The organism is Vibrio sp. 10N.261.51.A4, from assembly GCF_041471945.1.
GTDB classification, from domain to species: domain Bacteria; phylum Pseudomonadota; class Gammaproteobacteria; order Enterobacterales; family Vibrionaceae; genus Vibrio; species Vibrio crassostreae_C.
Window position 1 is genome coordinate 1 of sequence record NZ_JBFRPJ010000123.1, and the last position, 12496, is coordinate 12496.

Below are 12496 nucleotides of genomic sequence, written 5' to 3' on the forward strand. Positions count from 1 at the left end.
AGTGCGATCCCGCCCTGGAGCTTGGCTACGAACAGAAGAACCTTGAATATCGCGTGTATGGCTTTGAGGATCTGTTTCAGTGGCAGAGGGTTACATTGAGAGGGAACAATAAAAAAGCCGCTGTGAGAAGCGGCTTTGGATGAGAAAGGAGTGAAGTGCTGTTAGTTAGATCAGCGCACCAATACTCAGTACAACAATGCAGAACACCATCAATATACCGACTAGTGGCATCACCCATTTAACCCAGCGCACGTAAGGGACACGAGCAATCGCCAAACCACCCATCACCACCGCGGAGGTTGGGGTGATTAGGTTCACCAAGCCAGATGCAGATTGGTACGCAGTGATAACCAAGTCACGACCTACGCCAGCAAAGTCGGCCAGTGGTGCCATGATTGGCATGGTCAGTACCGCTAAGCCAGAGGTCGATGGCACTAAGAACGACAGTAGAATCTCTAAGAAGAACATCACGTTAATGAAGATAACCGAAGAAAGCCCCGTTACCATCTGTTCTGCTGAGAAGAGAATGGTATCGGTGATCATACCGCGGTCCATCACCACTACGATACCACGTGCAATACCTATGATGAGCGCAACGCCAAGTAGGTCGCGGGCACCATCAATGAAGCTGGTGGTAAACTCTTCTTCGCTCATGCGAGCCACAATACCAACGATGATGGTTGCTGCTAAGAACATCGCTGAGATCTCAGCCATCCACCATCCAGCAACGGATACACCATAAATCATTACAGCGAACGAGCCACCAAAAATGGTCAGAATCAGTTTGCGAGTCGCGGTGAATTCAAGTTTTTCGCCGCTCGCATTACCTAAGAAGTGCGCTTTGTTCTCTTCGTATTTGTCGTAGACAATTGATGTTGTTGGATCGGCTTGAACCATTCTTGCGTAACGCATTACGTAGGCAACACAAATACCCCAACCAATAATCAACATCGCAATGCGCAACACGATACCGTCTGTAAATGGAATACCAGAGGCGTTGGCAGCGATAACCGTTGCGAATGGGTTAATCGTTGAACCCAGCACCCCAATACCTGCACCAAGCAGTACGGTCGCAGCGGCAACAAGAGGGTCAAAGCGAGCTGCCATCATTACCGGCACTAGCAATGTATAGAAGGGCAGTGATTCTTCCGCCATGCCGTAGACGGTACCACCTGCGGCAAATAGCGCCATCAGTATTGGTATCATCAACTCTTCTCGCCCTTCTAAGCGGGCGGTGACGCGCTCGATACCGGCATCAATGGCACCCGTTTTGGTTACTAGCCCTAAGAAGCCACCAATGATTAAGATGAACAGCGAAACGTCGATAGCCGCCGCTTCATAGCTATTGTGGTCATAGAAGCCGTCAATAGGCGCGAGCAGTACATCAATCACGCCTTGAGGGTTACCTTCTACCGCTTGATAGGTTCCGGTTACGGGTACTTCTCGGCCTAGCTCTTCATTCATTGCACGGTCGTATTGGCCTGCTGGAACAATCCAGGTAAGCAGTGCGACGAACGCAATCAGAATAAATAGAATGGTGTAGGCAGAAGGGAATTTAAAGTTGGCAAAGAAGCCGCCCTTTTTTTTCTCGCTTGGTATCGTTTGAGTTGTCATGGCTATCTCCTTACATCATCTTAAATAGAAGTGATGTGAATTAGCGACTAATGATTTATAGATTGTAAATACACGGACACTTATAAAGCACTCAACGATATAAAGTTGCTGACTTTAAATTAAGGTTGTTTTTATATTTACTAATCCAAATGAAGTTAGATTTAATTTAGCTGCGGTTATTTTATTCCTTACTCCGGTATTTAAGTTTGGTGCTGTTCACAAAAATAATGGCTAATGAAAGGGCTAAAAAATGGCAGAAAATCGTCAAGGTTTTTTGGTTAGTTAGCTTGGATTAATATTCGTTGTGGATTAACTGGAAGTGGAAGGAGATTGATTTGGTAGGTGTTGTTTATGATTAGGCAGAATAATCTTGGAATTTTATTCAAACTTTATTTTTAGGCGGTTTTTAAAGTTTATAATGGTTATTTGATGCGTATCAAATAACACATTGAGCAGAAAACAAAAAAGGAAGCCGAAGCTTCCTTTTAAATGTTCAATCACCAGCGAATGTTAGATAAACAGACCGCCGAATGCGAAGCCGAGTGCTACCGCAGTACTGATTGTTACCACACCTGGAATGAAGAATGGGTGGTTGAATACGTAGTTACCGATACGCGTTGAGCCTGTGTCATCCATCTCAACCGCTGCTAGTAGCGTAGGGTAAGTTGGAAGTACGAACAGCGCACTTACCGCAGCAAAAGAAGCAACGGCTGTTAGTGGTGCTACGCCAATCGCTAGTGCTGCAGGCATCAGTGCAACTGTTGTTGCGCCTTGAGAGTAAAGCAGCATGGAGGCGAAGAACAGAACAAGAGCCAGCATCCATGGGTAGTCAGCCAGTAGAGCGCCTGCTACGTCTTTGATTTCAGCAACGTGTGCGTTTACAAACGTTGAACCTAACCAAGCCACACCAAGTACACATACACATGCCGTCATACCAGAACGGAACGTTGGTGCTGAAGAAATCTTCGCTGCATCAATCTTAGTGAACATCACGATAGCCGCTGCTGCTGCCAGCATTACAGACATGATCGCTTCGTTACGACCTAGCGCCGGGTTTTCAATTAGGCCAACAGAGCTAGAGATAGCCGCTGCGTAACAAACCACGAAACCAATTGCAGCTAGGAAGATGTACGTTGCTTTCTTCGCTGTAGGTAGAATTTCGCGTTTCTCTTCTGTTGCTAGCTTGATTAGACCTTTCTCTAGACGTTCTTGATAAACAGGATCGTCTTTCAATTCGCTACCCATGTAGTTAGCAACAACCGCACCAACCATACAAGCGATGAAGGTTGTTGGGATACAAACCATCAATAGCGTTAGGTAATCAACACCAAATGGTGCCAACATTGCTGCGAAAGCCACAACTGCAGCCGAGATTGGCGAAGCTGTGATAGCAATTTGAGAAGCGACAACTGCGATAGACAGTGGACGAGAAGGACGAACACCTTGGCCTTTCGCTACTTCTGCAATAACAGGAAGCGTAGAGAATGCTGTGTGACCAGTACCCGCCATTAATGTCATTACAAAGGTCACAATCGGCGCGTAAAAGGTGATGCGTTCAGGGTGTTTACGCAAAAAGTTTTCGGCAATTTGTACCAACCAGTCCATACCGCCAGCAACTTGCATTGCAGCAATTGCGGTGATAACTGACATGATGATCAAGATTACGTCGATCGGGATGAAAGATTGGCTTGTTGGAACGCCAAGAATAAGTGAAAGGGCAATAACACCAGCACCACCGGCAAAACCAATACCGATACCGCCAATTCTGGCCCCCAAAAAGATAAAGAGCAGGACGACAAACAGTTCTACTGCAATCATAAGTAACACCTCATTTAGATTTTATTATGTGAACATTCGCCGCTGGAATGTTCACATAATAGTTCTATGGTTTAGATTCAATTTGGCAAAAGCGCAACCAACGGAAATCCACAAAATAATCATGGTTAACCGTATTGGAGCCTAAAAAAGGGCTCCGTTTGGAACCCTTTCTCGCTAACTTTATTCGTAGCGCTTCGCTTTATACTGAGGATGCATCAAATTTTCAACAGAGAAAATGTCATCAAGTTCTTCTTCGGTCAATAAACCGCGTTCTAGAACTACATCACGAACACTCTTACCTGTTTCTGCACAGATCTTACCAACAATGTCACCTTCGTGGTGGCCAATGTATGGGTTTAGGTAAGTGACGATACCGATAGAGTTAAATACGTGCGCTTCACATACTTCTTTGTTTACCGTAATGCCGTCTACACACTTGTCGCGCAGGTTCACACAAGCGTTTGTCAGAATGTCTAGAGACTCAAACATGCTTTGTGCAATAACAGGTTCCATTACGTTCAGTTGAAGTTGACCACCTTCCGCAGCGAAAGAAACCGTGTTGTCGTTACCTAGAACTTTGAAGCAAACTTGGTTTACTACTTCAGGTACAACTGGGTTTACTTTAGCAGGCATGATTGAAGAACCTGCTTGCAGTTCAGGTAGGTTTAGCTCGTTCAAACCAGTACGTGGACCTGAAGAAAGTAGACGCAAGTCGTTACAGATCTTAGATAGCTTAACTGCTAGACGCTTAAGTGCGCCGTGCGTCATTACGTATGCGCCACAGTCAGACGTTGCTTCGATTAAATCTTCAGCCGCTACACACTCTAGGCCTGTTACTTCTGCTAGGTGTTTCACTGCTAGGCCTTGGTAACCCGGTGCTGCGTTCAGACCTGTACCGATAGCCGTTGCGCCTAGGTTTACTTCAAGCAGTAGTTTTGAAGTGTATTCTAGGTTTTTGATTTCTTCATTGATGGTTACAGCCCAAGCGTGGAACTCTTGGCCAACCGTCATTGGAACTGCGTCTTGAAGCTGAGTACGACCCATCTTCAAAATCGTGTTGAATTCTTGGCTCTTAAGCTCGAATGCACCTTTTAGGTATTCGATCGCATCAATCAGTTTACGAACGCTGTTGTAAACAGAGATACGGAAGCCAGTTGGGTAAGCACAGTTTGTAGATTGGCTGCGGTTTACATGGTCGTTCGGGTTGATGAACTCGTATTGGCCTTTTTCTTTGCCCATAAGTTCAAGAGCCACGTTCGCAACAACTTCGTTTGCGTTCATGTTTACAGAAGTACCAGCACCACCTTGGAAAACGTCCGATGGGAACTGATCCATGCACTTACCCGTGTCTAGAATTAGGTCACAAGCTTGGATGATGTATTTAGCCACTTCGCTTGGAATTACACCTAACTCTTTGTTTGCTAAAGCCGCTGCTTTCTTAGTCATCACCATACCGCGAACGAATTCAGGTACATCTGAGATCGTTACATTTGAGATGTTGAAGTTTTCAACTGCGCGTAGAGTGTGGATGCCGTAGTAAGCATCAGCCGGAACATGACGTTGACCTAATAGATCTTCTTCGAGACGAGTAGCTTGAGGAGCTTCAACTTGAGCTTCTGATTGAGTAGCCATAACAGGATCCTTAGAGAATTATTCTGATTATATAGTTAGTTATTAGCCTGTTCTGTGTGCAAATACTCCGTTCGCTAGAATATTGGGCTGATAAATCCGTCCTGACTTATGTGGCACATGATACTGTACTTAGCGCATAAAAATATTAAGTGGATCACCTTTTTCGGTTTTGTTTCGTCAATATTTTGCAAAGTTATTCTTGGTCAATAAACACGCTTATTTACAGGATAAATTTGAGATTGTTAGGGCTTTCAGCGTAAACTGCAAGTAACAAAGGAGGGCGTGTGTTTCCTATCTTATTATTACTATTTATCTTCGTACCCATCATTGAGATTGGGCTATTTATTCAAGTTGGTGGCTTCTTAGGATTGTGGCCAACTATTGCGTTGGTTTTGATCACTGCATTTGTGGGTGCATCGCTGGTTCGTAGCCAAGGCATTCAGACACTTATGTCTGTGCAAGGTCGTTTGCAACAAGGCGAAATGCCAGCACAACAGATTCTTGAAGGTGTGATGCTTGCGGTTGCAGGTGTATTGCTGCTGACTCCGGGCTTTATGACGGACGCACTCGGTATGTTGGTATTATTGCCAGCACCAAGAGCGATGATTGCCAAGAAAATGATGGAAAAAATGGTGGTGACCAACATGTCTGGTGGTTTCCATGCCGGTGGACAAGCTGGTTTTGGCCAGAGCCCATTTGGACAAGACCCATTCAATCGCGATCCATCTGACCAATCAAAAGACGGCAACACCTTTGAAGGTGAGTTTGAGAAGAAAGACGACGACAACGATCGTAACCGCTTAAACTAATTAATTTTTTCTCTCTTTATATAGAGGGAAAACAGAAAAGGCTCTTACCTTTATCCTTCGCAAGAAAGTGATAATGGTAAGAGCCTTTTTTATTGTCTGTCGCCTGCTGTTACTTACTGTTTATTATCGATAACAGATAACAGATAACAGATAACAGATAACAGATAAAAGATAAGCTTGAGTGTTCGGTTATACCGCGCCTTCAAAACCCATTTGTCGCCATGCTTCAAAAGCAATGATTGCCACTGCGTTAGATAGGTTGAGGCTGCGCGCGTCTGGCATCATTGGAATGCGAATGCGTTGTTCCATTGGCATGCTTTCGATGAACTCAGCAGGCAGGCCGCGAGTCTCTGGGCCAAACATCAACACATCGCCTTGTTGGAATTTCGCATCAACGTGGTGACCTGTCGTTTTAGTGGTGCAAGCGAAGATGCGGAAGTCACCCTCGCGTTCATTCTCAAGATACTCAAGGAAAGCTTCTAGATTCTTGTGACGCTTAACTCGTGCAAGGTCGTGGTAATCCAAGCCTGCACGACGAACCTTCTTCTCTTCAAAATCAAAGCCAAGCGGTTCAATCAGGTGCAGATTTGCGCCGCAGTTAGCACATAGGCGGATGATGTTACCCGTATTGGGTGCAATTTCTGGTTCGTATAGAGCGATATCAAACATGTTGGTTCACAAGAGTAATCAAAGATAACCCGAGTATACGGTGGCAAGCTGAGTGAGTACAGTTCGCCACCGTCACCATTCGCTTAAGCTTGGTCCGCTAGTGCTTGCGCGTAGTTTTCAGATACGGCATTCCAATTCACCACGTTCCACCATGCATTGATGTAATCAGGACGACGGTTTTGGTAGCTGATGTAGTAGGCGTGTTCCCAAACATCGAGCGCAAGGATCGGTTCGCCATCACTCGCCACGGTATCCATCCACGGATTGTCTTGGTTCGAGGTTGAGATGATCTTCAGTTGCCCTTGCTCTACCACTAGCCAAGCAAAGCCGGAGCCAAAGGTATTGATCGCCGCTTGAGCGAACTGATCTTGGAATGTCTCGAAATCACCGAAGGTACTCTTGATTGCCTCACCAAGCTCGCCCGTAGGTTCACCACCACCGTCTTGCGACATGCAGTTCCAGTACAAAATGTGATTGTAGTAGCCGCCGCCATTGTTACGCACGGCAGGGCTGTGCTGAGATATGTTGGCAAAGATCTCGGTCAGAGATTGCTGTTCTAGCTCGCTGCCAGACACCGCCGCAACAAACTTATCGTAGTAGGTTCTATGGTGCTTGCTGTAATGCACTTCCATTGTCTTAGCGTCAATGTAAGGCTCTAGGGCATCGTAAGCGTAGGGTAAAGCAGGGAAAGTGTGCGACATGGTAAATCCTCCTTAATTAGAGGATTTACCATAATGATAATGACAATCATTATCAACTGTGATCTTTGTGGGGGTATTACACCGGTAAGATAGGCAGAGTGATTTCGAGTTGTAATCCACCGAGCTGGCTGCGGGTCGCCGTGATGGTTCCGCTGTGTTGGCGAATCGCACTTTCAGTAATGGTTAATCCAAGACCTGTGCCGCCGGTATTACGATCACGGGCAGTGGAAACGCGATAGAAAGGTCTGAAGATAGAATCCAGCTCATCCTCTGGTACACCATCGCCATTATCGTTCACGCAAATCGTCAGCTGATCTTGCACCACGTGGAACTGCACATCGACTTGGTCTTTGCCGTAGTAGATGGCATTGCGTGTAATGTTGTCTAGCGCACTCATCAGCAGTTTAGGGTTCCCTGAAATAGAGCGTTCTGGGATCTCCGAGAACGTCAGTTGTTTGCCCATCTGTTCGGCTTCAAACTCTGCGTCTTTTAAGATCTCTTCCCATAGGCTCGAGATAGGCTGAACCTCACGAGTAATATGGCTGTCGACCTGCATACGAGATAGCGTTAGCAGCTCACTGATCATCTGTTCCAAACGCTGTGCTTCGGTATCAATGCGTTCTAACTCTTGGCTCTCGCCTTGTTTACGAATCGCCAGTGCATTGGCCATGCGAAGACGTGTCAGTGGCGAGCGGAGCTCGTGTGAGATATCAGAGAGCAGGCGTTGTTGCCCCGAAATCATCTGGTTTACCGCTTCTACCATCTGGTTAAAGCTTTCACCAGCTTGTCTGAACTCTGAAGTACCTTTTTCGAGTGTTGGATCGACCTCGAATTGACCTTTCGCCACGCGTTGTGCCGCGCGTTCTAGCCTGCGAGCGGGTTGACTCAGTGCCCAAGCTAACCAAAGTAATAGCGGGGTACTCGCCAACATCACGGCAAGCAATAGCTGCAGAGGTCTATCAAACAGGCGCAGTAAGAATGGCGGTGGTTGGTTCCACTTCACTCCGGCATACATCAGCAACTCTTCACCAGCGAGAGTAATTGGCACTGGCCCTGCGACCATGTAGTGTCCGTAGAGTTTTTGCTTCGGTATCTCAGGGTTATCAATCGAGGTAACAAAGTTACGAATCGCCTTTAGCTTATAGTCTGAATGCCTTTTCGAGGTAAGGACTGCGCCCTCAAGATCGGTCAGGTAGATGCGAGCTCTAGAATCCTTGCGGCTGCGTGGCGCCTCCAGTTGGAAGACAATCTTGCCCAGATTAGGTTCTTTGGCGTAGCGTTTCTCTGTGATTTTAGCGATACGCTCGAGTTTATCGAGGTGATCTGCGGGCACATCTCGCGCGACTCGAGGGTCTAAATGGGGAAGTGACAGCACCGACAAAAGCACCAGTAACATGGTGAACCAAAAGATAGCAAAGATACGTCCATATAAGCTGGTGATTTTAGGTATACGCATTAATCTTCCTCTACCAATAAGTAGCCACGGCCTCGTAAGGTTTTGATACGTGATTTGCCGTCAGTGCGCTCAGGAATCTTCTTACGTAGATTAGAGATGTGCATGTCTATCGCGCGGTCAAACGCTGCGAGCCTTTTACCCAGCACATCCAAACTCAATGCTTCTTTGGTGATCACTTGCCCTGGGTTTTGGATAAGGTGACTCAGTAGAGCGAACTCGGTGGTGGTGAGATCGATGAGCTCACCATTGCAGTAGGCTTCTTGTTTACCCGGGAAAACTTCGATGTCTTGATATTGAACTCTATCACTGGCCGCTTTAGGCGCGGTGGCGGTTTGAGTTCGACGCAAGATAGCTCTAATACGCGCTAACAATTCTCGGTCACTGAAAGGTTTAGGCAGGTAATCGTCCGCGCCAAGCTCAAGACCAATCACACGGTCGATCTCTTCGCCTTTTGCGGTCAGCATTAGTACCGGCGTTTCCCAATTTTCCCTCAGTTTTTTTAGCGTTTCCATGCCATTAAGGCGCGGCATCATCACATCCAAAAGGACCAGATCAATCTCATCATTGATCGCTTCAAGCCCGGCATAGCCATCATTGGCTTCGGAGACAGTGAAGCCCTCAAAGCTCAAAATGTCTTTAAGTAAGCTGGTTAACTCTGTGTCGTCATCAATAAGAAGAATGTTCGCCATTGGGAAGCCTTAATCATTTAGTTAGGTTAATAATACTGCTAATTATTCGTCAACTTTCACTCTTTACGATTCTTTACGCTTTCTAAACGTCACTTTACGAGGGAAAGACTAATCTATATTCAAGCGCTGAGAAACAGACGCAACACATGACTTATTATACCGAATTGAGGCAACAATTATGAAAATGACTAAGAAACTTGTACTAGCAGCTGCGGCACTTCCACTTATTTTTGGTACAGCAAGCGCGTATGCTTACGGTGGTGGTGATAAAGGTGACCACAAAGGTATGCACGACAAGTGTGGCGGTTTCGATAAAAAAGTAATGCGCCAACTAGACCTAACCGACGCTCAAAAAGAACAGTTAAAAGAGATGCGTGAAGCAGACCGTGCTGAGATGAAAGCAAAGCGCGGTGCAAACAAAACGGCAAAAATGGCGCAAATGAAAGCGCATCACGAAAAGGTTCAAGCATTGGTACTTGCTGACAACTTTGACGAAGCAGCAGCAAACGACCTAGCAAGCCAAATGGTTGAGAAGCAAACTGAGCGTCGCGTAGCAATGCTTAAGAAGCAACACCAAATGATGAGCGTACTAACGGCTGAGCAAAAGACTCAACTGAAAGAAATCCAACAAGAGCGCATGACTAAGTGTGCTGACAAAATGGGAAAACGCATGAACAAAGACAAGTAATTCATTGCTTGAAAAATCAGCGTTGAATGAAAGTGTTTAGAAAGAAGCGGCCGAGTGCCGCTTTTTTTGATCCTTAAAAATGAATGTTTTACATCATAGCTGTCATATTCAATTGGTTGTTTGCAGGTTATACTTTGTGCTATCAGTCACTTTATAGCCAAGTTATGAAACAAGAATACGCACGTTTAGTTACGCTCGCCGCTTGGGCAGCCACCACCATCGCCACTATTTTATTGATAGTGAAAGTCGCAGCGTGGTGGGTAACAGGTTCTGTGAGTCTGTTGGCTTCCGTCGTGGACTCCATGCTTGATATCGCAGCCTCTGTCGTTAACCTTATCGTGGTTCGCTACTCTCTGCAGCCTGCCGACAAAGAGCACACCTTTGGTCATGGTAAGGCTGAATCTCTCGCTGCATTAGCGCAGGCAATGTTTATTTCAGGCTCTGCATGTTTCCTTATTCTCAATGGTATTGAGCGCTTCTTCCGACCTCATGAACTGAACTCTCCAGAAATTGGTATCTACGTCAGCCTGTTCGCGATAGTGATGACCTTTGGTCTGGTTCGCTTCCAAAAACATGTGGTCAACAAAACGGGTAGCCAAGCTATTGCAGCCGATTCATTGCACTATCAATCAGACCTTTATATGAACGCCGCGATTATGCTGGCACTGGCATTGAGCTGGTTTGGGATTGGTCAGGCGGACTCAGTATTCGCGGTCGGTATCGGTATCTACATTCTGTACAGCGCTTATCAAATGGCGATGGAAGCGGTTCAGTCTCTGCTTGATCATAAGCTGCCAGATGATGAGCTGAAACAGATTAAAGAGACATCATTGAGCGTGGAAGGCGTGTTGGGTGTGCATCAATTACGAACGCGTCGCTCGGGGCCAATACGCTTCATCCAACTGCATCTAGAATTGGAAGATAATATCCCACTTATTGAAGCGCATCGCATTTCTGACGAAGTAGAGGCTAAGCTTATCTCCGTGTTCCCTGATGCTGATGTATTAATTCACCAAGACCCGTATTCGGTCGTATTTGGACCAGAGAAGCAGCAGAAATTCCACTCGTGGTAATGCGTGCTAAAAATCAGCGGGCAAATGGTAAGTGAGTGGCTTTTGAACTAAAGTGAGTAAAAATTATTAACTGTTAGGTGATTCAAAAACCACCTTAGTAACAATTAATGTTGATTCTGATGTGAATCAACAAAGTTATTGAGTAAAACTGTAATACTCTTACAGAAGTAGAAATGTTACATAATTTTACGCGATTTGAGTGCTATTCCTGTTGAGGAAATGTAACATAACGCACAAATATAGATTTAAAATCTTGTTGATATACAATCAGCAAGAACAAGAATTGAATAATAGATTCCCAAAAATCGAGGGTGAGCATGATTAAGAAGATCGGTGTTTTGACCAGTGGTGGTGACGCTCCAGGTATGAACGCAGCAGTTCGCGGCGTTGTTCGTACTGCGTTATCAGTTGGCATTGAAGTTTACGGTATTTACGATGGCTACCAAGGCCTTGTTGAAGACCGTATCGAAAAGCTTGACCGTTCAAGCGTATCTGACGTGATCAACCGTGGTGGTACTTTCTTAGGTTCTGCACGTTTCCCTGAATTTAAAGACGTTGCTGTTCGTGAGAAAGGCATTGAGAACCTTAAGAAGCACGGTATCGAAGCACTTGTTGTTATCGGTGGTGACGGTTCTTACATGGGTGCTAAGAAGCTGACTGAAATGGGTTACCCATGTATCGGTCTTCCAGGCACAATCGATAACGATATCGCGGGTACTGACTACACAATCGGTTACCTAACAGCGCTTAACACTGTTATTGATTCAATTGACCGTCTACGTGACACGTCTTCTTCTCACCAACGTATTTCTATTGTTGAAATCATGGGCCGTCACTGTGGTGACCTTACGCTTATGTCAGCAATCGCGGGTGGTTGTGAGTACATCATTACTCCAGAGACTGGCCTAGATAAAGAACAGCTTATCAGCAACATCCAAGATGGTATTGCGAAAGGTAAGAAGCACGCAATCATCGCTCTAACTGAGCTAATGATGGATGCTAACGAACTGGCTAAAGAGATCGAATCTTCAACAGGTCGTGAAACTCGTGCAACGGTTCTTGGTCACATCCAACGTGGTGGTCGTCCTACTGCATTTGACCGTGTATTGGCTTCTCGTATGGGTAACTACGCTGTTCACCTTCTTCAAGAAGGTCACGGTGGTCGTTGTGTTGGTATCGAGAAAGAAGAACTTGTTCACCACGACATCATCGATTGTATCGAGAACATGCAGAACCCAGACCGTTCTGAGCTGTTCCGCGTTGCAGAAGAGTTGTTCTAAGCCACGCTTAGCGTTCTCTTAAAGAATTTAAAAACCGCTGATTATTCAGTAATGCCGTTCACTTAAG

11 protein-coding genes are annotated in these 12496 nt (G+C 45.8%); 4 read left to right on the top strand and 7 right to left on the bottom strand.

From position 1 onward, the window contains the following. Nucleotides 1–165: 165 nt before the first annotated feature. From AB4384_RS22585 to aspA, 3 genes are all read right to left on the bottom strand, one after another. Entirely contained in the window at nucleotides 166–1614 is a 1449-nt protein-coding gene (locus AB4384_RS22585; RefSeq protein WP_017062726.1) for a YfcC family protein, read from the bottom strand. 510 nt (nucleotides 1615–2124) lie between these two features. Next, complete coding sequence (locus AB4384_RS22590) at nucleotides 2125–3432, bottom strand: anaerobic C4-dicarboxylate transporter (RefSeq protein ID WP_017061168.1); 1308 nt, start codon at nucleotides 3430–3432, stop codon at nucleotides 2125–2127. A 180-nt stretch (nucleotides 3433–3612) separates the two neighbouring features. Further along, on the bottom strand, nucleotides 3613–5064 hold the full coding sequence (aspA, locus tag AB4384_RS22595) for an aspartate ammonia-lyase (RefSeq protein ID WP_017063668.1): 1452 nt from the start codon (nucleotides 5062–5064) through the stop codon (nucleotides 3613–3615). Between the two features lie 284 nt (nucleotides 5065–5348). Here aspA and AB4384_RS22600 point away from each other — a divergent pair, with 284 nt between their 5' ends. Next, the gene (locus AB4384_RS22600) at nucleotides 5349–5873 is read left to right on the top strand and encodes an FxsA family protein (RefSeq protein ID WP_012604974.1); all 525 of its coding nucleotides are present in this window, start codon (nucleotides 5349–5351) and stop codon (nucleotides 5871–5873) included. Nucleotides 5874–6062: 189 nt separating this feature from the next. Here AB4384_RS22600 and trmL read toward each other — a convergent pair whose 3' ends face one another. The 4 genes from trmL to AB4384_RS22620 all read right to left on the bottom strand — a co-directional run bounded on the left by trmL (nucleotide 6063) and on the right by AB4384_RS22620 (nucleotide 9388). Next, nucleotides 6063–6542, bottom strand: coding sequence for a tRNA (uridine(34)/cytosine(34)/5-carboxymethylaminomethyluridine(34)-2'-O)-methyltransferase TrmL (gene trmL, locus AB4384_RS22605; protein ID WP_009844716.1), 480 nt, complete (start codon nucleotides 6540–6542; stop codon nucleotides 6063–6065). A gap of 83 nt (nucleotides 6543–6625) precedes the next feature. Continuing rightward, nucleotides 6626–7243 carry a superoxide dismutase gene (locus AB4384_RS22610; protein WP_372130146.1) on the bottom strand — a complete coding sequence of 206 codons (618 nt, stop codon included), beginning with the start codon at nucleotides 7241–7243 and terminating at the stop codon, nucleotides 6626–6628. Between the two features lie 76 nt (nucleotides 7244–7319). Beyond that, nucleotides 7320–8699, bottom strand: a complete 1380-nt coding sequence (cpxA, locus tag AB4384_RS22615) for an envelope stress sensor histidine kinase CpxA (protein ID WP_372130147.1) — start codon at nucleotides 8697–8699, stop codon at nucleotides 7320–7322. Beyond that, nucleotides 8699–9388, bottom strand: coding sequence for a response regulator (locus AB4384_RS22620; protein ID WP_102394143.1), 690 nt, complete (start codon nucleotides 9386–9388; stop codon nucleotides 8699–8701). The genes cpxA and AB4384_RS22620 overlap by 1 nt, the downstream gene beginning before the upstream one ends. 178 nt (nucleotides 9389–9566) lie before the next feature. Here AB4384_RS22620 and AB4384_RS22625 point away from each other — a divergent pair, with 178 nt between their 5' ends. From AB4384_RS22625 to pfkA, 3 genes are all read left to right on the top strand, one after another. Then, entirely contained in the window at nucleotides 9567–10076 is a 510-nt protein-coding gene (locus AB4384_RS22625; RefSeq protein ID WP_017063671.1) for a CpxP family protein, read from the top strand. 164 nt (nucleotides 10077–10240) lie between these two features. Beyond that, nucleotides 10241–11149 carry a CDF family cation-efflux transporter FieF gene (gene fieF / locus AB4384_RS22630; RefSeq protein WP_050649603.1) on the top strand — a complete coding sequence of 303 codons (909 nt, stop codon included), beginning with the start codon at nucleotides 10241–10243 and terminating at the stop codon, nucleotides 11147–11149. A 317-nt stretch (nucleotides 11150–11466) separates the two neighbouring features. Beyond that, complete coding sequence (gene pfkA / locus AB4384_RS22635; RefSeq protein WP_017061160.1) at nucleotides 11467–12429, top strand: 6-phosphofructokinase; 963 nt, start codon at nucleotides 11467–11469, stop codon at nucleotides 12427–12429. The last annotated feature ends 67 nt before the right edge of the window (nucleotides 12430–12496 follow it).

Excerpts from the sequence above, each read along its gene's own strand:
- fieF (WP_050649603.1), top strand. The coding sequence starts at position 10,241 with ATGAAACAAGAATACGCACGTTTAGTTACGCTCGCCGCTTGGGCAGCC.
- AB4384_RS22610 (WP_372130146.1), bottom strand. The coding sequence starts at position 7,243 with ATGTCGCACACTTTCCCTGCTTTACCCTACGCTTACGATGCCCTAGAG.
- AB4384_RS22590 (WP_017061168.1), bottom strand. The coding sequence starts at position 3,432 with ATGATTGCAGTAGAACTGTTTGTCGTCCTGCTCTTTATCTTTTTGGGG.
- trmL (WP_009844716.1), bottom strand. The coding sequence starts at position 6,542 with ATGTTTGATATCGCTCTATACGAACCAGAAATTGCACCCAATACGGGT.
- aspA (WP_017063668.1), bottom strand. The coding sequence starts at position 5,064 with ATGGCTACTCAATCAGAAGCTCAAGTTGAAGCTCCTCAAGCTACTCGT.
- AB4384_RS22585 (WP_017062726.1), bottom strand. The coding sequence starts at position 1,614 with ATGACAACTCAAACGATACCAAGCGAGAAAAAAAAGGGCGGCTTCTTT.
- AB4384_RS22625 (WP_017063671.1), top strand. The coding sequence starts at position 9,567 with ATGAAAATGACTAAGAAACTTGTACTAGCAGCTGCGGCACTTCCACTT.
- cpxA (WP_372130147.1), bottom strand. The coding sequence starts at position 8,699 with ATGCGTATACCTAAAATCACCAGCTTATATGGACGTATCTTTGCTATC.
- AB4384_RS22620 (WP_102394143.1), bottom strand. The coding sequence starts at position 9,388 with ATGGCGAACATTCTTCTTATTGATGACGACACAGAGTTAACCAGCTTA.
- pfkA (WP_017061160.1), top strand. The coding sequence starts at position 11,467 with ATGATTAAGAAGATCGGTGTTTTGACCAGTGGTGGTGACGCTCCAGGT.